At 73.8% G+C, this 19,825-nt stretch carries 17 protein-coding genes; 11 read left to right on the top strand and 6 right to left on the bottom strand.

The window, feature by feature from the left end; translation table 11 throughout:
* Positions 1 to 22: 22 nt before the first annotated feature.
* The 4 genes from ACFFHU_RS14945 to ACFFHU_RS14930 form a co-directional block, all read right to left on the bottom strand.
* Positions 23 to 754: a PadR family transcriptional regulator gene (locus ACFFHU_RS14945; RefSeq protein ID WP_377339221.1), complete on the bottom strand. Its 732-nt coding sequence runs from the start codon at positions 752 to 754 to the stop codon at positions 23 to 25.
* 5 nt (positions 755 to 759) lie between these two features.
* Entirely contained in the window at positions 760 to 1,665 is a 906-nt protein-coding gene (locus ACFFHU_RS14940) for a DUF4097 family beta strand repeat-containing protein (RefSeq protein ID WP_377339218.1), read from the bottom strand.
* Positions 1,666 to 1,786: 121 nt separating this feature from the next.
* Complete coding sequence (locus tag ACFFHU_RS14935; RefSeq protein ID WP_377339217.1) at positions 1,787 to 2,677, bottom strand: lysophospholipid acyltransferase family protein; 891 nt, start codon at positions 2,675 to 2,677, stop codon at positions 1,787 to 1,789.
* Positions 2,677 to 3,465 carry a GNAT family N-acetyltransferase gene (locus tag ACFFHU_RS14930; protein ID WP_377339215.1) on the bottom strand — a complete coding sequence of 263 codons (789 nt, stop codon included), beginning with the start codon at positions 3,463 to 3,465 and terminating at the stop codon, positions 2,677 to 2,679. Before ACFFHU_RS14930 ends, ACFFHU_RS14935 begins: the two co-directional genes overlap by 1 nt.
* Positions 3,466 to 3,690: 225 nt before the next feature.
* Here ACFFHU_RS14930 and ACFFHU_RS14925 point away from each other — a divergent pair, with 225 nt between their 5' ends.
* The 3 genes from ACFFHU_RS14925 (at position 3,691) to ACFFHU_RS14915 (ending at position 6,203) form a co-directional block, all read left to right on the top strand.
* Entirely contained in the window at positions 3,691 to 4,293 is a 603-nt protein-coding gene (locus ACFFHU_RS14925) for a hypothetical protein (RefSeq protein ID WP_377339789.1), read from the top strand.
* Positions 4,294 to 4,437: 144 nt separating this feature from the next.
* Entirely contained in the window at positions 4,438 to 5,376 is a 939-nt protein-coding gene (locus ACFFHU_RS14920) for an ABC transporter ATP-binding protein (protein WP_377339212.1), read from the top strand.
* Positions 5,373 to 6,203 carry a DUF2705 family protein gene (locus ACFFHU_RS14915; protein WP_377339210.1) on the top strand — a complete coding sequence of 277 codons (831 nt, stop codon included), beginning with the start codon at positions 5,373 to 5,375 and terminating at the stop codon, positions 6,201 to 6,203. Before ACFFHU_RS14920 ends, ACFFHU_RS14915 begins: the two co-directional genes overlap by 4 nt.
* A gap of 92 nt (positions 6,204 to 6,295) precedes the next feature.
* Here the strand turns inward: ACFFHU_RS14915 and ACFFHU_RS14910 are convergent, their stop codons facing one another.
* Positions 6,296 to 7,306: a chemotaxis protein CheB gene (locus tag ACFFHU_RS14910; RefSeq protein WP_377339208.1), complete on the bottom strand. Its 1,011-nt coding sequence runs from the start codon at positions 7,304 to 7,306 to the stop codon at positions 6,296 to 6,298.
* A 42-nt stretch (positions 7,307 to 7,348) separates the two neighbouring features.
* Between ACFFHU_RS14910 and ACFFHU_RS14905 the strand changes: the two genes are divergently transcribed.
* The 5 genes from ACFFHU_RS14905 to ACFFHU_RS14885 all read left to right on the top strand — a co-directional run bounded on the left by ACFFHU_RS14905 (position 7,349) and on the right by ACFFHU_RS14885 (position 16,930).
* Positions 7,349 to 9,322 carry a CheR family methyltransferase gene (locus ACFFHU_RS14905; RefSeq protein ID WP_377339206.1) on the top strand — a complete coding sequence of 658 codons (1,974 nt, stop codon included), beginning with the start codon at positions 7,349 to 7,351 and terminating at the stop codon, positions 9,320 to 9,322.
* Between the two features lie 143 nt (positions 9,323 to 9,465).
* The gene (locus tag ACFFHU_RS14900; protein ID WP_377339203.1) at positions 9,466 to 13,365 is read left to right on the top strand and encodes a multifunctional oxoglutarate decarboxylase/oxoglutarate dehydrogenase thiamine pyrophosphate-binding subunit/dihydrolipoyllysine-residue succinyltransferase subunit; all 3,900 of its coding nucleotides are present in this window, start codon (positions 9,466 to 9,468) and stop codon (positions 13,363 to 13,365) included.
* 70 nt (positions 13,366 to 13,435) lie between these two features.
* Complete coding sequence (locus tag ACFFHU_RS14895) at positions 13,436 to 13,615, top strand: DUF6104 family protein (RefSeq protein ID WP_377339202.1); 180 nt, start codon at positions 13,436 to 13,438, stop codon at positions 13,613 to 13,615.
* 118 nt (positions 13,616 to 13,733) lie between these two features.
* A complete protein-coding gene (gene pta, locus ACFFHU_RS14890) occupies positions 13,734 to 15,812 on the top strand; it encodes a phosphate acetyltransferase (protein WP_377339200.1) in 2,079 nt (692 codons plus the stop codon).
* Entirely contained in the window at positions 15,809 to 16,930 is a 1,122-nt protein-coding gene (locus ACFFHU_RS14885; RefSeq protein WP_377339198.1) for an acetate/propionate family kinase, read from the top strand. Before pta ends, ACFFHU_RS14885 begins: the two co-directional genes overlap by 4 nt.
* Before the next feature lie 76 nt (positions 16,931 to 17,006).
* Here the strand turns inward: ACFFHU_RS14885 and ACFFHU_RS14880 are convergent, their stop codons facing one another.
* Positions 17,007 to 17,174 carry a hypothetical protein gene (locus ACFFHU_RS14880; RefSeq protein WP_377339196.1) on the bottom strand — a complete coding sequence of 56 codons (168 nt, stop codon included), beginning with the start codon at positions 17,172 to 17,174 and terminating at the stop codon, positions 17,007 to 17,009.
* Between the two features lie 128 nt (positions 17,175 to 17,302).
* Here ACFFHU_RS14880 and ACFFHU_RS14875 point away from each other — a divergent pair, with 128 nt between their 5' ends.
* The 3 genes from ACFFHU_RS14875 to ACFFHU_RS14865 all read left to right on the top strand — a co-directional run bounded on the left by ACFFHU_RS14875 (position 17,303) and on the right by ACFFHU_RS14865 (position 19,726).
* Positions 17,303 to 17,557: a hypothetical protein gene (locus ACFFHU_RS14875; RefSeq protein ID WP_377339194.1), complete on the top strand. Its 255-nt coding sequence runs from the start codon at positions 17,303 to 17,305 to the stop codon at positions 17,555 to 17,557.
* A 136-nt stretch (positions 17,558 to 17,693) separates the two neighbouring features.
* Positions 17,694 to 18,584 carry an alpha/beta hydrolase family protein gene (locus ACFFHU_RS14870; protein ID WP_446686791.1) on the top strand — a complete coding sequence of 297 codons (891 nt, stop codon included), beginning with the start codon at positions 17,694 to 17,696 and terminating at the stop codon, positions 18,582 to 18,584.
* 116 nt (positions 18,585 to 18,700) lie between these two features.
* On the top strand, positions 18,701 to 19,726 hold the full coding sequence (locus tag ACFFHU_RS14865) for an alpha/beta hydrolase family protein (RefSeq protein WP_377339190.1): 1,026 nt from the start codon (positions 18,701 to 18,703) through the stop codon (positions 19,724 to 19,726).
* The last annotated feature ends 99 nt before the right edge of the window (positions 19,727 to 19,825 follow it).

The following is a 19,825-nucleotide window of genomic DNA, read 5'->3' as shown; positions in this document are numbered from 1 at the left end:
GCGGGTCGGCGGGTCGGCGGGCTCAGCGCAGCAGCCGGCGCAGCCCCTCGAGCGCGCCGTCCAGGATCCGGATGGCCGTGCGTGCCTGAGCGTCGGTGAGCCAGCGCTCGCCGATCAGCGCGGCCGCCTCGCCAGCGAACTCGGCCACCTTGCGCTCCAGCTCGCCCGCCGCGCCGGATCGACCGGCCCGGCCCGCTCCGGCCCACCCCTGTCCCGCGCGGGAACCCGGGGCCGCCGGACCAGCCCCGCCGGAGGCCGCCGGACCACCCGCACGGGCGCTACCGGGACGGTCGGCCGCGGGCGGCCGCGCGGACGGGTCGGCCGCGGCCTCGCGTACCGGTGAATCGGCGGCGCGGGGGCCGGCGGACCGGAACTGGCGGGCGGCCGCCCGCAGCTCCCGCTTGAGGTCCCGGACCGAGCCGCTGACCTCGGACTGGATGTCCGCGGCCAGCCCGGCCAGGTCGGCCACCGAGTGCCGGATCTCGGTCTCCAGCTCGGCCACCTCACCGGCCCGCTGCCGCAGCTCGGCCCGGCCGGCGTCGGTGATCTCGTACGTCTTGCGCCCGCCGGCGGCCGTGTGCCGCACCAGGCCTTCGGTCTCCATCCGGGACAGCCGGGGATAGATGGTCCCGGCGCTCGGCGCGTACAGGCCGAGAAACCGGTTCTCCAGCAACCGAATCAGCTCGTAGCCGTGCTTGGGCCCCTCGGCCAGCAGCTTGAGCAGGTAGAGCCGCAGCCGACCGTGGCTGAACACCGGCGTCACGAGGCGGCGTCCGGCGCCGGCCGCCCGGCCGCCGCGTCGGGCCCGGGCGCGACCGTGCCGCCGTCGAGGTCCTCGTCGTACCCCGGGTCGTCCTCGTCGTCGACCGGCCGGGACAGCAGCGCGATGCTGCCGGAGACGGAGGTGGCCCAGAGCTTGCCGTCGCCGGCGCCGAGGACGCCCTGCGCCTCCCGGGCCCACGGCGGGCCGTCGGCCGCGGACAGCCGCGGGAAGGCGCTGGTGATCTGTCCGGAGGTGGTGTGCAGGTGCACCGTGAGGTCGCTGTCCTCGCGGACCCGGACCGTCACGCTGCCGGACATGGTGCCCAGCCGGATCTCACTGTGCCGGGGGTTGTCGAGATCGCAGGTGATCGAGCCGGACCGGGTGGTCGCGTGCACCCGTTCGGCGCCGCCGTCGGCCAGCACCAGCTCGCCGGAGACGGTCTCCATGGTCAGATCGCCGGTCACGCCCAGCGCCTCGACCGGCCCCGACACCAGCTTGGCCGAGGTCCGCCCGGCGAGCCCCATCAACGTCACCTGGCCCGAGGTCACCTCCACCCGGGTCACCGCGCGCAGGCCGGAGGCCACCACCGAGCCATCCACCATCCGCAGGTCCACCCGGGTCTGCGGTGGTACGGCGACGGAGACGTGCGCCCGGATCCGCCGGGCCATGAGCAGCCACCAGAGCAGGCCGGACCAGGTCGACGGGCGCTCCTGCCGTACGGACAGCCGGCCGTCCCGGGCCTCCACCCGGAGGCTGGTCCGCTGGCCCTGCGTGACCTCCACCCGGCACGGCCCGTCGGCGCCGACCACGTTGAGCCGTCCGGAGATCAGCGACACGTCCAGCCGGTCGACCGGCTCGGCAAGGGTGAGCCGTTGCGGGCCGTCGATCGTCCACCGGGGCATGACGCTCTCCCTCGCGAGATTCCCCGGTCACGATAACGCGATACATCGCGAGTCGCCACGCGCCACCCCGCCCACCACGCCTCGGCGATCATGGAGGCGTGGTGGGCGTTATCGACTTCTCCTAGGCATTCGTTCCCACCGCGACTCCATGATCGGCGCGGACCCGGGGTGGGGCGGGGCGGGGGGTGGCGAGTTGGGCGAGGCGGGCCAGGTTGCGGCGGTCGGCGGCGGGGCCGGGATAGAGGGGCGGCGCCACGCCGACCGAGACGACCAGGTCACGGATCGCGAGCACCCGGCGCAGCGAGTCGTACAGGCTCTCCTCGCCGAGGAACGCGGCGGCCGTCGTGCCGCGCGGATCGTCACCGGCGCGGTAGCCGAGGGCCAGCGGCACCACGGCGGCGCCGGCCTCCACGGCGGCCTGGAACATCGCCGGGCGGAACCGGCCGGAGCCGCCGCACCGGCCGGCCCGCGGCACGCCGCACCAGGTCGTGCCCTCCGGAAACACCGTGACCAGGGCGCCCGACCGGAGCGCCGCGGCGACCTCGCGCACGGTGCCGGGCAGGGCCCGGGGTCGGGACCGGTCGATGAAGATCGTGCCCCCGGCGGCGGCCAGCCACCCGAAGAGCGGCCAGCCGCGCACCTCCCGCTTGGCCAGCATCCGGGTCGGCGCCAGGGCCAGCACCGCGACGATGTCCAGCCAGGACGTGTGGTTGGCGACCAATAGCGCCCCTCGGCGCGGCAGCCGGCCGGCCCCGCCCGCCACCAGGCGCACGCCCAGCACCCGCAGCACGCCGCGGGCCCAGCGACGACCCACCGCGGCCCGGCCGGCGGCGCCGGCCAGCGGCAGCACCGGCAGCAGGCCCAGGCCCAGCACCAGCACCCCGAGCAGGCCGGCGAACCGGAGCGCCCGGCGGACCGGGCCGACGCCGCCGGCGCCGGCCGGCGGCAGGCAGTCCGGCCCGCAGTCGGGGCGGGGCTGCCAGAAGGTGTCCGACCGGCGGCCGCCGGACATCAGGCGCCGCCCAGGAAGTGGTTCCGGTAGCGCGGGTGCATCCGGTCCAGGTTGAGCAGGACGTACAGGTCGGCGCAGTCGAAGTCGGGGTCGTACGCGGGCTCCCCGCAGATCCACGCGCCGAGCCGGAGGTAGCCGCGCAGCAGCGGCGGCATGGCCACCGGCGGCGGCGCGGCGGCGGCCGCCCGGGCGGCCACGGCGGCCGCGCCGGCCGGCTCGGCCAGCCAGGGTCGCCGCGGGTGGACCCGCATGGGCGGCGGCGAGAGGTGCCGGTCCGCCACCCGCGCCCAGACCCCCGCCGCGCCCGCCCCGCCGTCGTCCAGCGGCACCGAGGCGCAGCCGCCCAGCCAGCGCAGCCCCTTGAGGTGCAGGTACCGGGCGAGGCCGGCCCACATCAGGTTGATCACCGCGCCGGTACGGTGTTCCGGGTCCACGCAGGAGCGGCCGACCTCGACGATCTGGTCGCGGAGCGGGTCCAGGGCGCCGAGGTCGAACTCCGCGTCGCCGTACCGGCGGCCGGCCGCGGCCGCGCGATCCGGCGGGAGCATCCGGTACGTCCCGACCACCCGCCCGGTCCGGTCGTCCCGGACCAGCAGGTGGTCGCAGTGCTCGTCGAGCCCGTCCGAGTCCAGCCCGATCGTCCGGGTGCCCAGCCGGGCCCCGAGTTCGTCGGCGAAGACCTGGTACCGCAGCCGCTGTGCGGCGGCCACCTGGGTGGGGTCGTCGGCGATGAGCAGCGTGTAGCCGCTGGTGCCGGCGGGTGCGTCAGCGGAGAGCAGAACAGCCATTCCCCCTGTGTAGGGCGGCTTGCTGCCCGCGATGTTTCCTGCCGCGGGTTGCCGGATGTCGATCCGGTGAACGGTGCCGATCCGCCGTAGGGTGACGGTGTGATCATCGAGGCTCGGTTCAACGGTCCGCCGGACTCCGGCAACGGCGGATACGCCGCCGGGCTGTTCGCCCGGGCGCTCGCCGTCGAGACCGCCGGCGCCACGGGCGGGGCCGGCGTCGCCGAGATCACCGGCGAGGTGGTCGGGTCCGGCGGGGCGGGACCGGATGCGGCCGTCGAGGTCACGCTGCGCCGGCCGCCGCCGCTGGGAGTGCCGCTGCGGCTCGACGGTACGGCCGTGCGCGACCCGGAGGGCACGCTGGTGGCCGAGCTGCGGCGGGTGCCGGCATTCCCGGCCGAGGCGGTGCCGCCGGTCGACGCGGCCACCGCCGGGGCGGCCGCGGCCAACTATCCGGGCTTCGTCGAGCACCCCTTCCCCACCTGCTACGTCTGCGGCCCGGAACGGCCGGACGGGCTGCGGATCTTTCCCGGCCGGCTGCCCGACGGCCGCACGGCCGCGCCCTTCGTGGTTCCGGCCGACGCCGGCCCGGCCACCGTCTGGGCCGCGCTGGACTGCCCCGGCGGCTGGGCGGTGCTGGCGCCGGGCCGCCCGTACGTGCTGGGCCGGATGGCCGCGGTGGTGGAGCGGGTGCCCGCGCCGGGCGACGAGTGCGTGGCCATCGGGGCGGCCGTCGAGGCCCAGGGGCGCAAGGCGCTGGTCCGGTCCACGGTGTACGGGCCGGCCGGCGAGCGCCTCGGGTACGCCCGCGCCACCTGGATCGCGGTCTGAGCCCTCCTGCCCGAGGAGGAGCGACGATCATGCCGGGGGATGACATCGGAATCCGTCCCGATCCTGATTGACCAGCGCCCGTGCCTCAGTCACGCTGTGCGACGGCGTGGCCGTCCGGCCTCGCCATTGCACGGGAGGAGTGAGATGACCGACGGGCAGCGAAGCCCCACCAGCGGAGACGGCAAGATCGTCGTGTCGGGCCTGACGAAGCAGTACAAGAACGTACGGGCCGTCGACGATCTGTCCTTCACCGTAGAGCCCGGTCGGGTGACCGGCTTCCTGGGGCCGAACGGCGCCGGCAAGACGACCACCCTCCGGATGCTCCTCAACCTGGTCGCCCCCACCGCGGGCACGGCCACCATCGGCGGTAGCCGGTACGCCGACCTCGCCGAGCCGCTGCGCCAGGTGGGCGCCGTGCTCGAGGCGTCCAGCGCGCACAAGGGCCGCACCGGCATCAACCACCTGCGGGTGATCGCCGCGGCGGCCGGCCTGCCGCGGTCCCGGGCCGACGAGGCGCTGGCCCTGGTCGGCCTGACCCCGGCGGCCAAGCGGAAGTTCAAGGGCTACTCGCTGGGCATGAAGCAGCGGCTCGGCATCGCGGCCGCGATGCTCGGTGACCCGCGGGTGCTGATCCTCGACGAGCCCGCCAACGGGCTGGATCCGGAGGGCATCCGGTGGATGCGCGGGTTCCTCAAGACGCTCGCCACCGAGGGGCGCACGGTGCTGGTCTCCAGCCACCTGCTGTCCGAGATGCAGCTGCTCGCCGACGACGTGGTGATCATCGCGGCCGGCAAGCTGGTCCGGCAGGGCCCGGTGGACGACGTGATCGGCTCGATGTCGCACACCACCCGGATCCGGGTCCGTACGCCCCAGGCGGACGTGCTGGCCGGCGCCCTCGGCGGGGAGAACGTCACGGTCGACAAGGGCGCCGACGGGGTGCTGCTGGTCACCGGGCTGGACGCCCCCGCTGTCGGGCGGGCCGCGCTGCAGCACCAGGTGGAGCTGCACGAACTGGTCGCCGAACGCCCGGACCTGGAGGGCGTGTTCCTGGAGCTGACGGCCGGAAAGGCGGCGATCCGATGAGTCTGGTGCGATCCGAGCTGCTCAAGATCCGTACGACGAACACGTGGTGGCTGTTCGGCCTCGGCGCGTTCGTGATGCTGGTGCTGGCGTTCGCCTTCAACGCCATCAGCGCGCACTTCACCCTGCAGGCGGCCCGGGAGATCCCGCCGAACGCCACCCCGGAGCAGGCCGAACAGATCCGGGCGCAGGCCGACAGCCTCTTCCAGGCGGCCAACCTGTTCACCTCGGGGCAGTTCTTCGGGCTGCTCTTCGTGATGCTGCTGGGCATCCTCGTGGTGACCAACGAGTTCTACCACCAGACCGCCACCACCACCTTCCTGGCCACCCCGCACCGCACCGCCGTGGTGCTCGCCAAGCTGGTGACGGCGGCGCTCTTCGGGGTGGTGGTCTGGCTGGTCACCACGGTGCTGTCGATCCCGGCCGGGGTGATCTTCCTGCGCTCCCAGGGGGTGGCCGACCATCTGGGTGAGTGGGGAACGACGCGGCCGATCCTGCTCAACCTGCTCGCGTACGTGCTGTGGGGCATCCTGGGCGTCGGCCTGGGCGTGCTGATCCGCAGCCAGATCGGGGCCACGGTGACCGCGGCGCTGGCGTACGTGCTGGGCACCTTCGCCGCGGGGATCATCTTCACCCTGCTCGCCCAGAAGTGGGAGTGGACCGGCAAGCTCCAGGTGATCGTCCCGTCGATCGCCTCGCAGCTGATGATCAGCGGGACCGACCTGCCCGGCAATCCACCGCAGTGGGTCGGCGCGCTGGTGCTGATCGGCTATGCGGTGGTCACCGGGGTGATCGGCACGCTGCTGATGCGTACCCGCGACATCTCCTGACCGGTGCTGCCCGGGTCGCCCGCACCGGTCCGGCCCGGGCAGCACCGGCCCCGCGGTGGCGGACCACCGCCTGACCGCCGCAACCGCGACGGTCAGGCGGTGGGTCGCATGAACTCCGGGAAGTGCTTGCGGATCACGTCGGCGGCGGCCCGCACCTCCGCGGCCGATGCCCGCTGGTGGGTCACGGTCAGCCCGGCGCCGCCCTTGCGGGCCCGCTCGGCGAGCTGGTCGTGCACCATGGCCAGCTCCTCCAGGATGCTCACGGCCGTCCACATGCCCTGCTCGACCCGCTCCCGCAGCGCCGCGACCAGGGTGGCCGGGGACAGGATGTGCCCCACGTGGCAGAGGTAGTGCGCCGTCCCGGCGGTCTCGACGAGGTTCATCCCGCCGCTGCACTCCGGGCAGCGCACCGACACCGGCCGGCCGGGCAGGAACTCCGGGGCCACGCCGCCGGCGCCCCTGCTGAGCTCCTCCTCCGCGGTCAGCTCGTGGTGCGCGCCGGTCCCGGTCGGCCCGCCCGGTGGGTCGGCGACCAGCCGCGCCACCTCGGCGGCCAGCCCGTCCGCCGGCGCCACCGTCGCGGTGGGCACGACCGCGAGCGCGGCCTCGGGCATTCCCGGGGACAGCGCGTCGGCCGGATCCTGCACCAGGGCCGCGCCGCCGGCCACGGCGATGGCGGCCAGCCCGGCGGCGCCGTCGTCGAGGGTGCCGGAGAGCACCACCCCGAGCGTCCGCGCGCCCCGCCAGCGGGCCGCCGAGCGGAACAGCGCGTCCACCGCCGGGCGCACCCGGTTCTGCCGGGGCCCCCGCCCCAGCATGATCCGCCCGTCGTGCAGCAGCAGGTGCCGGTCCGGCACGGCCACGTAGATCCGGCCCGGCTCCGGCCGCTCGCCGTCCCGCGCCGGCCGGGCCGGCAGCGGCCCGCACCGGTCGAGGATCCCGGCCAGCGCCGTCGACCTGGTGGGTGCCACATGCAGCACCACCAGCACGGCGGCGGCCAGGTCGGCCGGCAGCCCGGCCACGAGCGCCTTCAACGCCTCCACCCCGCCCGCCGAGGCGCCCACGACCACGAGGTCGTGTCCGGGCGCCGCCGAGGACTCCATCTGGACAGGCTGCCCGCCACGGCAGTCCGGCAAACCTGCCAAATGGGTAGTTCCACCGCCAGCCGGATCCCCGGGTACGCCCCGCCCGCCAACGCCGGCCCGGCGCGGTACCGTACGTCCAACCTGCTTGTCGTCGGCGGAGGGCACGTGTCGCAAGAGTCCGATCCGCGGTTCGAGTCCCTCCTGGATTTCCTCAAGGAATCGCGGGGCTTCGACTTCACCGGATACAAGCGGGCCAGCCTGATGCGCCGGGTCCGCCGCCGGATGGCCCAGCTCGAGATCGACGACTTCGCCGAGTACCAGGACCATCTCGAGGTCCACCCGGACGAGTTCACCAGCCTGTTCAACAACATCCTGATCAACGTGACCGGCTTCTTCCGGGAGCCCGAGTCCTGGCAGTTCCTCGCCGAGACGGTGCTGCCGGAGGTCCTCGCGGCCAAGGCGCCGGGCAGCCCGATCCGGATCTGGAGCGCCGGTTGCGCCTCCGGGGAGGAGGCGTACACCATCGCCATGCTGCTGGCCGAGGCGCTCGGCGACGACCAGTTCAAGGATCGGGTCAAGATCTACGCCACGGACGTCGACGAGGAGAGCCTCGCCGAGGCCCGGCTGGCAACCTACGGCGAGCGCCAGGTGGCCGACGTCCCGCCGGAACTCCTCGAGCGGTATTTCGACCGGACCAACGGCCGATTTTCCTTCCGCAAGGACCTGCGCCGGCTGGTCATCTTCGGCCGCAACGACCTGGTGCAGGACGCGCCGATCTCCCGGGTCGACCTGTTGGTCTGTCGCAACACGCTGATGTACTTCAACTCGGAGACGCAGACCCGGGTGCTCTCCCGGCTCCACTTCGCGCTCAGCGACCGGGGGGTGCTGTTCCTCGGCCGGTCCGAGATGCTGCTCCGGTACGGCGACCTGTTCATACCGATCGACATCAAGCGGCGGATCTTCCGCAAGCTTGCCGTGCCCAGCCCGTCCCGGGCGAGCGTCGTCGAGCCGCCGGCCCCGAGCCTGCCGGCGGATCCGGACCCGGTCGGCCTGGACCGGCTGCGCGATGAGGCGTTCCAGGCCAGCCCGCTGCCCACCATCGTGCTGACCACCACCGGCCTGGTGGCGTACGCGAACCGGCGGGCGGAGACCCTCCTCGGGGTGTCGGTCACCGACATCGGCCGCCCGTTCCGGGACCTCGAGCTGTCCTACCGCCCCGTGGAGCTGCGCGGCTACGTCGAGCAGGCCCAGGTGGAGCGCCGGATCGTCGAGGTTCCGGAGACCGAATATCCGCGCGACGACACGGAGCGGCGACACGTCAAGATCCAGGCGATCCCGCTGGTGTCCGCCGAGTCCCGGCTGCTCGGCGTGGCGCTGGCGTTCCGAGAGACCACGGCGGAGCGGCGGCTGCGGGACGACCTGTCGGACGCGAACCACCGGCTCGAGGTCGCCTACGAGGAGCTGCAGACCACGAGCGAGGAGCTGGAGACCACCAACGAGGAGCTCCAGTCCAGCGTCGAGGAGCTGGAGACCACCAACGAGGAGCTCCAGTCGACCAACGAGGAGCTCGAGACGATGAACGAGGAGCTCCAGTCGACCAACGAGGAGCTGCGGAACATCAACGACGAGCACCGCGAGCGGGCCGCCCGGCTCGACCAGGCCAACAGCTTCCTCGACGCGGTCCTCACCAGCCTGCACGCCGGGGTGCTGGCCATCGACGCCAACATGGTGGTGCAGGCGTGGAACCGGCGGGCCGAGGATCTCTGGGGGCTACGCGCCGACGAGGCCGTCGGGGAGCACGTGCTCAACCTCGACATCGGGCTGCCCACCGCGCCGCTGCGGACCCCCCTGCGGGCCGTGCTCTCGGGCGACGAGACCGGGCGGCAGAGCGTCGCGCTGGACGCGGTCAACCGGCGCGGCCGGCCGATCCGGGTCCGGGTCACCAGCACCCCGCTGCTCAATGTCCTGGACGGCACCACGGGCGCCCTGCTGGTGATGGAGGCCGAGGGCGACGAGCCCGGCAACGGTGGGTAATCCGCAGGTGTTGTGAAACCCAACACGGGCCGGATGCGGAAATGCTGCCGGTTACCGTACGGCGTAGCCTGGAACGGGTCGTCGGAGTCCGCCTGACGGGGCGGCAGACCCGCGAAACACCACGAAAGAGGCGATTACTGGCCGTGTCGACCCAGCAGACTTCGCAGGAGAACCCACTGGCGGGTTTCGGCCCGAACGAGTGGATCGTCGAGGAGATGTACCAGCGCTACCTCGCCGACCCCAGCAGCGTCGACTCGGCCTGGCACGAGTTCTTCGCCGACTACCGCCCGAGCGGCGCCCCGGCGCGCAGCGGTGACGGCGCCGCCTCGGCCTCCTCCGCCGGTGGGGGCGCCCTGACCGCCACCACCGGGCCGACCGGCGGATCCGCCGGCACCGGCCCGAACGGATCCGCCGGCACCGGCCCGAACGGCAGCGCCGGCGCCCGGACGGCCGGCACGCCCGCCGGGCAGCCGGCGCAGCCCGCCGCGAAGCCGGGCGCCGACGCCACGAAGGCGACCACCGCCGCCGCGACCAAGCCGGCCAGCGACGGCGCGAAGCCGGCCACCGACGGCGCAGCGGCCCGGCCGGCCGGCCGGAGCACGGCCCCGGCCGCCCTGAAGCCGTCGACCGACGGCAAGGCCGCCGCCAAGGCCCCGACCGCCAAGGGCACGGCCGCCGCCGGTGGCGACAACGATCCGGACACGCGGACGCTGCCGCTGCGCGGCGTGGCCGCCCGGATCGTGCAGAACATGGACGCGTCGCTGGCCGTGCCCACGGCCACCAGCGTGCGCGCCGTGCCGGCCAAGCTGCTGGTCGACAACCGGATCGTGATCAACAACCACCTGGCCCGCGGCCGCGGTGGCAAGGTCAGCTTCACCCACCTGATCGGGTACGCCATGGTCCGGGCGCTGGCCGCCCGGCCGGAGATGAACTACGCGTTCACCACCGTCGACGGAAAGCCGGCCGTGGTCCAGCCCGGGCACGTCAACCTGGGCATCGCCATCGACCTGGCCAAGCCGGACGGTTCGCGCAGCCTGGTGGTGCCGTCGATCAAGGGCTGCGAGCGGATGGACTTCCGCCAGTTCTGGCAGGCGTACGAGGACGTGGTGCGGCGGGCCCGGCGCAACGAGCTCACCATGGAGGACTACGCCGGCACGACGATCTCGCTGACCAACCCCGGCGGCATCGGCACGGTGCACTCGCAGCCGCGGCTGATGGCCGGCCAGGGGACGATCATCGGCGTGGGCGCGATGGAATACCCGGCGCCGTACGCCGGGATGTCCTCAGAGACCCTCGCCGACCTCGCCGTCAGCAAGGTCATCACGCTCACCAGCACGTACGACCACCGGATCATCCAGGGCGCCCAGTCCGGCGAGTTCCTCAAGGTCATGCACGAGCTGCTCCTCGGCGAGCAGGGCTTCTACGACCAGGTCTTCACCTCGCTGCGGATCCCGTACGAGCCGGTCCGCTGGGTGCGCGACGTGGCGGTCAGCTCCGAGGGTCAGATCAACAAGACCGCGCGGGTGCACGAGCTGATCCACGCGTACCGGGTGCGCGGCCATCTGATGGCCGACACCGACCCGCTGGAGTTCAAGATCCGCAAGCACCCGGACCTCGACGTCCTGGAGCACGGGCTGACCCTGTGGGACCTGGACCGCACCTTCCCGGTGGCCGGCTTCGCCGGCAAGCAGCGGATGAAGCTCCGCGAGGTGCTGGGCGTGCTGCGCGACTCCTACTGCCGGCGGGTCGGCGTGGAGTACATGCACATCCAGGACCCGGAGGAGCGCCGCTGGATCCAGGAGCGGATCGAGCTGCCGCACCAGAAGCCGACGCCGGAGAAGCAGAAGCACGTGCTCAACCGGCTCAACGCGGCCGAGGCGTTCGAGACCTTCCTGCAGACCAAGTACGTGGGCCAGAAGCGCTTCTCGCTGGAGGGCGGCGAGTCGCTGATCCCGCTGCTCAGCGAGGTCCTGGAGGCCTCGGCCGAGGACAGCCTCGACGAGGTCGTCATCGGGATGGCGCACCGCGGCCGGCTGAACGTGCTCGCCAACATCGTGGGCAAGCCGTACGAGAAGATCTTCTCGGAGTTCGAGGGCCACCTGGACCCGCGCTCCACGCAGGGCTCGGGGGACGTGAAATACCACCTCGGCCAGGTCGGCAAGTTCACCACGCCCGGCGGGGACCACTCGATCAAGGTGTCGGTGACGGCCAACCCGTCCCACCTGGAGGCCGTGGACCCGGTGCTCGAGGGCATCGTCCGGGCCAAGCAGGACCGGATCGACCTCAAGCTGGAGGGCTACACCGTGCTGCCGCTGGCGGTGCACGGTGATGCGGCGTTCGCCGGCCAGGGCGTGGTGGCCGAGACGCTCAACCTGTCCCAGCTGCGCGGCTACCGCACCGGCGGCACCGTGCACGTGGTGGTGAACAACCAGGTGGGCTTCACGACCGCCCCCAAGCACAGCCGGTCGAGCCTCTACAGCACGGACGTGGCGCGCATGATCCAGGCGCCGATCTTCCACGTGAACGGCGACGACCCGGAGGCCGTGGTCCGGGTGGCCCGGCTGGCCTTCGAGTACCGGCAGGCGTTCAACAAGGACGTCGTGATCGACCTGGTGTGCTACCGCCGGCGCGGCCACAACGAGGGCGACGACCCCTCGATGACCAACCCGGAGATGTACAAGATCATCGACTCGAAGCGGTCGGTCCGCAAGCTCTACACCGAGGAGCTGATCGGGCGCGGTGACATCACCGTGGAGGACGCCGAGGAGCTGCTACGCGACTTCCAGTCGCAGCTCGAGCGGGTCTTCAAGGCCACCCGGGACGCGGCCTCGTCGGCGAAGCAGCCAAGCCGGCAGCGCCGGCAGCCGGAGCCGGAGCCCAAGGTCGAGACCGCGACCGACGCCGAGGTGCTCCGCCGGGTGGGCGAGGCACACGTACGGCTCCCCGAGGGCTTCACCCCGCACAAGCGGGTACGGCAGCTGCTCGACCGGCGCGCCAAGATGGCCGTCGAGGGCGGCATCGACTGGGCGTTCGGCGAGATCATCGCCTTCGGCGCGCTGCTGCACGACGGGATCACCGTCCGGCTCGCCGGCCAGGACTCCCGCCGGGGCACGTTCGTGCAGCGGCACTCCGTGCTGGTCGACTCCACCGACGGCGCCGAATACCTCCCGCTGTCGACGCTCGCCGACGACCGGGGCCGGTTCTTCGTGCACGACTCGCTGCTCAGCGAGTACGCGGCCATGGGCTTCGAGTACGGCTACTCGGTGGAGAACACCGAGGCGCTGGTGGCCTGGGAGGCCCAGTTCGGCGACTTCGCCAACGGCGCGCAGTCGGTGGTGGACGAGTTCATCTCCTCCGGCGAGGTCAAGTGGGGTCAGCAGTCGGCCGTGACGCTGCTGCTGCCGCACGGGCACGAGGGCCAGGGCCCGGATCACACCTCGGGCCGCCCCGAGCGGTTCCTGCAGATGTGCGCCGAGGACAACATGCGGGTGGCGATCCCGACCACCCCGGCGAACTACTTCCACCTGCTGCGCCGGCAGGCCCTGTCGCCCAAGCGCAAGCCGCTGGTGGTCTTCACCCCGAAGTCGCTGCTGCGGCACAAGCTCTGCGTATCGGGAGTCGAGGAGTTCACCTCGGGCACCTTCCAGCCGGTCATCCCGGACACCGAGGTGCGGCCGGAGGAGGTCAAGCGGGTCCTGCTCTGCTCGGGCAAGGTCTACTACGACCTGCTGATGGCGCGCGCCGACCGCAAGATCACCGACACGGCGATCGTCCGGATGGAGCAGCTCTACCCGCTGCCGGTCGAAGAGGTTCGCGCCGCCCTGGCGACGTACCCGAACGCCGAGGACTTCGCGTGGGTCCAGGAGGAGCCGGCCAACCAGGGCGCCTGGTCGTTCGTGGCGCTCAACCTGCTGGAGCACCTGGAGGCGGTCCGGCTGCGCCGGATCTCCCGCCCGTCCGCGGCCGCCCCGGCGGTCGGCTCGGCCAAGATGCACGAGGCCGAGCAGACCGCGCTGATCGAGGCGGCCCTCCCCCGCCCCTGACACCGACCTGAGCTGTGACGGCTCCGCCCGGCAGACGCCGGGTGGAGCCGTCGTCACGACGGAGGCACACATGTACTTCACCGACCGGGGCATCGAGGAACTGGTCGAGCGGCGCGGCGAGGAGACCGTGACGCTCGAGTGGCTCGGCGAGCGGCTGCGGGACTTCGTCGACCTCAACCCCGAGTTCGAGACCCCGATCGAGCGCTTCGCCACCTGGCTGGCCCGGCTCGACGACCCCGACGAAGATTAGGTCGGGGGTTTCCGCCGACCCCGCCCACTCTGGGCGGTCAAGCTTGATCCCGTCGTGGGCGGGGTCGGCGGAAACCTTTTGGTGGCTACGGCTGAGGGCGATCTTGTAGGTTCGGGGCGTGGCTTTGAGTGTGTACGTCGCGGGGCTCGGCCACGGGGCCGGCAAGTCCACCGTGGCGCTCGGCCTCGCCGAGCTGCTGTCCCGGCAGGTGGGCCGGGTGGGCGTCTTCCGGCCGCTGGTGACCGAGCCCGGCGCCGACCAGACCCTCCGACTGCTGGCCGAGCGGTACCGCGTGGAGCTGCCGGTCGAGGAGCTGGCCGGCGCCACGTACGCCGAGGCGGCCGCGCTGGTGGCGGACGGACGCCGGGAGGAGCTGATCTCCCGGATCGTCGAGCGGTACCGCGCGGTGGAGCGGCGCTGCCCGTCGGTCGTGGTGATCGGCAGCGACTTCGACGACGCGCCGGAGACCGGGCACGGCGGGCTGCCCCGCGAGCTGGCCTTCAACGCCCGGCTGGCCACCGAGTTCGGCGCGGTCCTGGTGCCCGTGCTGGACGGCCGGGGGCAGGACGCCGACGCGATCGGCGGCGCGGTGCGCAGCGCGTACCACGATTGCGAGGATCTCGGCGCCACGGTCCTCGCGGTGATCGCCAACCGGGTGCCGGCGCCGCTCCGGCTGCCCGAGCTGCCGGTCCCGGCGTACGCCATTCCGGACCTGCCGGTGGTCTCGGCGCCGACGGTGGCCGAGGTGGCCACGGCGCTGCGCGCCACCCGGCTGACCGGCGACGACGCCGCGCTGCGCCGAGACGTCCTGGGTTTCGTGGTGGGCGCGGCCCAGGTGCCGACCCTGCTCGACCACCTGGTCGACGGGGCGCTGATGATCACCCCCGGCGACCGGGCGGACCTGCTGCTGGCCGCCAGCGCGGCGCACGTGGCCGGCCAGGTGTCGCTGGCCGGCCTGGTGCTGACCCTCGGCATCCGGCCGGATGACCGGGTGATGCGGCTGGTGGAACGCCTGAACACCGGCCTCGCGGTGCTCTCGGTGCGGACCGACAGCTTCGAGACCGTCGCGGCGTCCAGCCGGATCTCCGGCCGGCTCAGCGTCGACAACCCGCGCAAGGTGCAGACCGCGCTGGGCGCCTTCGAGGAGCGGGTGGACGGCGAGGAGCTGGCCCGGCGGCTCCGGGTGACCCGCTCGGTCCGGGTGACCCCGCTGATGTTCGAGAACGACCTCATCGAACGGGCCCGCGGCGACCGGCGCCGGATCGTGCTGCCGGAGGGCTGCGACGAGCGGATCCTGCGGGCCACCGAGATCCTGCTCCGGCGGGGCGTCGCCGACCTCACGTTGCTCGGCGATCCGGCCGAGGTGGCCCGGCGGGCCCGCGAGCTGGGCGTGGACGTCGGCCGGGCCGAGGTCGTCGACCCGGCCACCGCGCCGTGCCGGGACGAGTTCGCCGCCGGCTACGCGCAGCTGCGGCGGCACAAGGGGGTACGCCTCGAGCTGGCCCGGGACGCCGTCGGGGATCCGAACTACTTCGGCACCATGATGGTGGCCACGGGGCGCGCCGACGGCATGGTCTCGGGGGCCACCCGCAGCACGGCCGCCACCATCCGGCCGGCCTTCGAGATCATCAAGACCCGCCCGGGCGTCTCGGTGGCCTCCAGCGTCTTCTTCATGCTGCTGGCCGACCGGGTGCTGGTGTACGGCGACTGCGCGATCATCCCCGACCCGGACGCCGGGCAGCTCGCCGACATCGCCGTCTCCTCGGCCGAAACGGCCACCCGGTTCGGGGTCGAACCGCGGGTGGCCATGCTGTCGTACTCGACCGGCACCTCGGGCTCGGGCGCCGACGTGGACAAGGTGGCCGCGGCCACCGAGCTGGTCCGCAAGCGTCGACCGGACCTGCTGGTGGAGGGCCCGATCCAGTACGACGCGGCCATCGACCCCCAGGTGGCGGCCGCCAAGCTGCCGGGCAGCGCGGTGGCCGGCCGGGCCACCGTCTTCGTCTTCCCCGACCTGAACACCGGCAACAACACGTACAAGGCGGTGCAGCGCTCGGCCGGCGCGGTGGCCGTGGGGCCGGTGATCCAGGGGCTGCGCCGGCCGGTCAACGACCTCTCCCGGGGAGCCACCGTGCCGGACATCGTGAACACCGTGGCCATCACCGCGATCCAGGCGGCCGCGGAGGAGCAGCGGTGAGCCGGCTGCTGGTCCTCAACTGCGGCTCATCCTCGGTGAAGTACCGGAGCTATTCCGGGGACACCGCGCTGGACGGCGGCCTCGTCGAACGGATCGGCGAGCCCGGCGGGCCGGCCGACCACGAGGCCGCGGTCCGGGAGGTGCTCGACCGGCTCGACCTGACCGACCTGGCCGCCGTGGGGCACCGGGTGGTGCACGGCGGCACCCGGTTCGCCGAGCCGACGCTGATCGACGACGAGGTGCTCCGGGCCATCCGCGACCTGGTGCCGCTGGCGCCCCTGCACAACCCCGCCAACCTGGTCGGCATCGAGGTGGTCCGGCGGGCGCTGCCGGACGTACCGCAGGTGGCGGTGTTCGACACGGCGTTCCACCGGACGCTGCCGGACTCGGCGGCGCGGTACGCGATCGACACGGCCACCGCGGACCGGTTCCGGATCCGGCGGTACGGTTTCCACGGCACCTCGCACGCGTACGTCTCGCGCCGCACCGCCGAGCTGCTGGACCGGCCGTACGGCGACACCAACACGATCAGCCTGCATCTGGGCAACGGCGCCAGCGCGTGCGCGGTGGCCGGTGGCCGCAGCGTCGCCACCTCGATGGGGATGTCCCCACTGGAGGGTCTGGTGATGGGCACCCGGAGCGGCGACATCGATCCCACGATCGTCTTCCACCTGCGCCGCGAGGGCGGGATGGCGGTCGACGAGATCGACGACCTGCTCAACCATCGCAGCGGGCTGCTCGGGCTGGCCGGCGCCAACGACATGCGCGAGGTGCTGCGCCGCCGGGCGGCCGGGGATCGCGCGGCGGGGCTGGCGTTCGACGTCTACACCCGGCGGATCACCGGGTACGTCGGGGCGTACTACGCGCTGCTCGGCCGGCTGGACGCGATCACCTTCACGGCGGGGGTCGGCGAACACGCGGCGGAGGTACGCGCCGCGGCGCTGGCCGGCCTGGACCGGCTCGGCATCGCCGTGGACCCGGCACGCAACGCGGACGCCGGGGACCGGGTCATCTCGCCGCCCGGCGGCCCGGTGGCGGTCTGCGTGGTGGCCACCGACGAGGAGCGGGAGATCGCCCGCGAGACCCGCGCCCTGCTCGCTGACCCCGCGCCCCGCTAGCTGACCCCGCACGAGCCGCGTTAGGAAGGGCCCCTGCTACATCAGAAAACGATAAGAAGGGGCCCTTCCTTTCCGCTCAGCTGACAAGCCAGATGATCAGGGCGATCACGACGACGGCCGCCACCGCGATCGCGATGATCAGCGGACGCCGGGACGGTGCCGGGGTGGCCGGCTCGGGCTGCTGGTGGACGTAGGCGCGGAAGGCCTCGGTGTTGCCGCTCGGGTCGGCAGGGGGGTTGGACATGTCCCAGGACACTAGCGAAGCCACGGACGGTAGGGATTCCCCCACCCGGACGACTCGGGCTGGGCCCACCACCGTTCGGGGTGGTTACGGGATCGATCGGGGTCGTCGCGCTGTCTACCGTTGACGGCATGACGATCATTCCGCTTCCGGTGAGCCGCCGGCTGCCACAGGGCCGGAATTCCCCGGTCCGCGCCGCCGGGGACTGGTGGACCCGGCGCCGCGCCGACATCCTGCTGTGGACCCTGGTGGCGGTGGTGGCGCTGGCCGCGCTCGGCGCCCTGGCCGTCACCCTGGGCGGGGCCGGCGGCGGGCCGCGCGGATCGGAGCGCGCCGGCGACACGCTCGAACTTCTCAACTGGTGCTGGAGCCGGCTCGCCGGGTGAAAAGCGGTCATTATTCAACCATCCGGTCGGCGAAGCGCCGGCCGGAAAGGCGGTTCCGACCGGCGGAGCACCGCCTACCGTGGGGGTGGTGGAGGTGAAGAAGATTCCGCCACTGCTGGCCGCCCTGTGCGCGCTCATGCTGGCGGCGGGCTGCGGGAGCGGTGCGTACGTCGCGGCCTCCATGCCGGCGCCGGTCTCGGCCGCGCCGGCCACCCAGGCGCCGGACCACTCGTTCCCGGTCGGGATCCGGCTGGTCTCCCTGGCGCGGGGTCCGGGCCGCCCGCTGCCCACCACGATCTGGTATCCGGCGGCGACCGGGACGGCGGGCGCGCCACCCCGGGCCGGCCTGCCGGTGGCGGCCGGCCGGTTCCCGCTCGTGCTGTTCAGCCACGGCCTCTCCAGCCTGCCCGAGCTGCACGCCGAGATGATCCGGCGATGGGCCGGCGCGGGGTTCGTGGTGGCCGCCCCCGCCTATCCGCACACCAACCGCCGCACCGCGAGCTTCAGCCGGGCCGACGTCCGCAACCAGCCGGCCGACGCGCGGCAGGTGATCCGCGAGGTGGGCCTGCTGGACACCCGCCCGGATGATCCGCTGGCGGGGCACCTGGACGCCTCCCGGGTGGTGGCGGCGGGCCACTCGGCCGGCGGCTACACCACGGCCGGACTGTTCACCGCCGACCACTCCCCCGCGCTGCGGGGCGGGATCGTCATGGCCGGCGGGATGCGGCAGGTCTTCGGCGGATCGCCCGCGCCGCTGCTGTTCATCCACGGAGACCGGGATCCCACGGTGCCGGTCCGGACCGGGCGGGCGGCGTTCGACCGGGTCCGCTGGCCCAAGGCCTTCCTCACGGTGTCCGGCCAGGGCCACGCCGGCTACCTCGTGCCCGGCCGGTCCGGCTTCGCCGAGACGATGGCCACCACCACCGACTTCCTGCGCTGGCGGCTGTACGGCGACGAGGGCGCCCGCCGCCGGCTGCCGGCCGACGCCGGGCAGCGCGGCGCCGCCACGCTCGACGACCGGCTGTGACGGTCCGGCGCCGACCACCGGTCCCGGCTGACCACCCGGCCGGGAGGTGTCCCGGAACACGGCGGGCCCGCCCCGGGCCACGGTTCCGCTCCGCGGCCGCGGGCACAATCGGACTCATGCCCCCGTACCGTCTTCGTGCCGCCGCCGCCGCGACCCTGCTGGCCGTCGGGCTCGCCGGCTGCTCGTCCGGCGGTGACCGACCGGCGCCCGCCCCGAGCGGTACGCCGGCCGGCGCCGCGTCGGCCGCGCCGGGCGGCGCGTCGGCCGGACCGGGCGGCGCCGCGTCGGCCGCGCCCACCGGGCGGGTTCCGGCCGGGCACGCGCCGTCCCGGTCGTTCCCGGTGGGCGTACGCGACCTGCGGGTGAACCGGGACGATCGGGCGCTGCCGGTGACCATCTGGTACCCGAGGTCGGGCACCGCCGCCGGCCCGGAGGCCACCCCCCGGCGCGGCGCCCGGGCGGCCTCGGGACGCTTCCCGGTCGTGCTGTTCAGCCACGGCCTGGGCGCCCGACCGGCCGACTATCAGCGGCTGCTGGCCGGCTGGGCCGCGGCCGGGTTCGTGGTGGCCGCGCCCACCTACCCGAACACCAGCCGGGGCGCCCAACTCGACGTCCTCGACGTGCTCAACCAGCCCGCGGACGCGTCGTACGCGCTGACCGCCGTGCTGCGGCTGGACGGGCGCGCCGGCGATCCGCTGTCCGGGCATCTGGCCACCGACCGGGTCGCCGCGGCCGGGCACTCGGCCGGCGGGGTGACCACGGTGGGCCTGTTCACCGCGGACCGGGACGCGCGGCTGGACGCCGGCATCGTGCTGGCCGGCAGCGCGCTGGGCGTCGGCACCGGATACGCCGGACCGGCCGCGCCGCTGCTGTTCGTGCACGGCGAGCGCGACAACGTGGTCTCGTACGCCTCCGGCAAGGCGGCGTACGACGCGGTGCCGTGGCCGAAGGCCCTACTCAGCCTGCCCAACGGCGACCACGGCGGCGCGCTGCTGCGGCGCGGCAACCCGGCGTTCCCTCCGGTCGAGGACAGCACCGTCGATTTCCTGAGATGGTCCCTGTACGGCGACGCCGCGGCGCTGCGCCGGCTGCCGAGGGACGCCACCCGGGGCGGGCTGGCCGACCTCGACGACCGGCTCTGACCCGGCCGCCCGCTGCCGCGGGCGCCGCGGCCGACGGCGCCGTCCGGGTGCGGGAGCGGCGACGGCCGGCTCGGCGTCGGACCGCTGCCCGGGCCACGG

The sequence above is a fragment of the Plantactinospora siamensis genome (assembly GCF_042434095.1).
GTDB lineage: Bacteria > Actinomycetota > Actinomycetes > Mycobacteriales > Micromonosporaceae > KBS50.
Note: the sequence above shows the minus strand (reverse complement) of the source record. Positions and strands in the feature narration are given on the sequence as shown.

Excerpts from the sequence above, each read along its gene's own strand:
- ACFFHU_RS14940 (WP_377339218.1), bottom strand. The coding sequence starts at position 1,665 with ATGCCCCGGTGGACGATCGACGGCCCGCAACGGCTCACCCTTGCCGAG.
- ACFFHU_RS14935 (WP_377339217.1), bottom strand. The coding sequence starts at position 2,677 with ATGTCCGGCGGCCGCCGGTCGGACACCTTCTGGCAGCCCCGCCCCGAC.
- ACFFHU_RS14930 (WP_377339215.1), bottom strand. The coding sequence starts at position 3,465 with ATGGCTGTTCTGCTCTCCGCTGACGCACCCGCCGGCACCAGCGGCTAC.
- ACFFHU_RS14920 (WP_377339212.1), top strand. The coding sequence starts at position 4,438 with ATGACCGACGGGCAGCGAAGCCCCACCAGCGGAGACGGCAAGATCGTC.
- ACFFHU_RS14915 (WP_377339210.1), top strand. The coding sequence starts at position 5,373 with ATGAGTCTGGTGCGATCCGAGCTGCTCAAGATCCGTACGACGAACACG.
- ACFFHU_RS14910 (WP_377339208.1), bottom strand. The coding sequence starts at position 7,306 with ATGGAGTCCTCGGCGGCGCCCGGACACGACCTCGTGGTCGTGGGCGCC.
- ACFFHU_RS14905 (WP_377339206.1), top strand. The coding sequence starts at position 7,349 with ATGGGTAGTTCCACCGCCAGCCGGATCCCCGGGTACGCCCCGCCCGCC.
- ACFFHU_RS14895 (WP_377339202.1), top strand. The coding sequence starts at position 13,436 with ATGTACTTCACCGACCGGGGCATCGAGGAACTGGTCGAGCGGCGCGGC.
- ACFFHU_RS14880 (WP_377339196.1), bottom strand. The coding sequence starts at position 17,174 with ATGTCCAACCCCCCTGCCGACCCGAGCGGCAACACCGAGGCCTTCCGC.
- ACFFHU_RS14875 (WP_377339194.1), top strand. The coding sequence starts at position 17,303 with ATGACGATCATTCCGCTTCCGGTGAGCCGCCGGCTGCCACAGGGCCGG.
- ACFFHU_RS14870 (WP_446686791.1), top strand. The coding sequence starts at position 17,694 with ATGCTGGCGGCGGGCTGCGGGAGCGGTGCGTACGTCGCGGCCTCCATG.
- ACFFHU_RS14865 (WP_377339190.1), top strand. The coding sequence starts at position 18,701 with ATGCCCCCGTACCGTCTTCGTGCCGCCGCCGCCGCGACCCTGCTGGCC.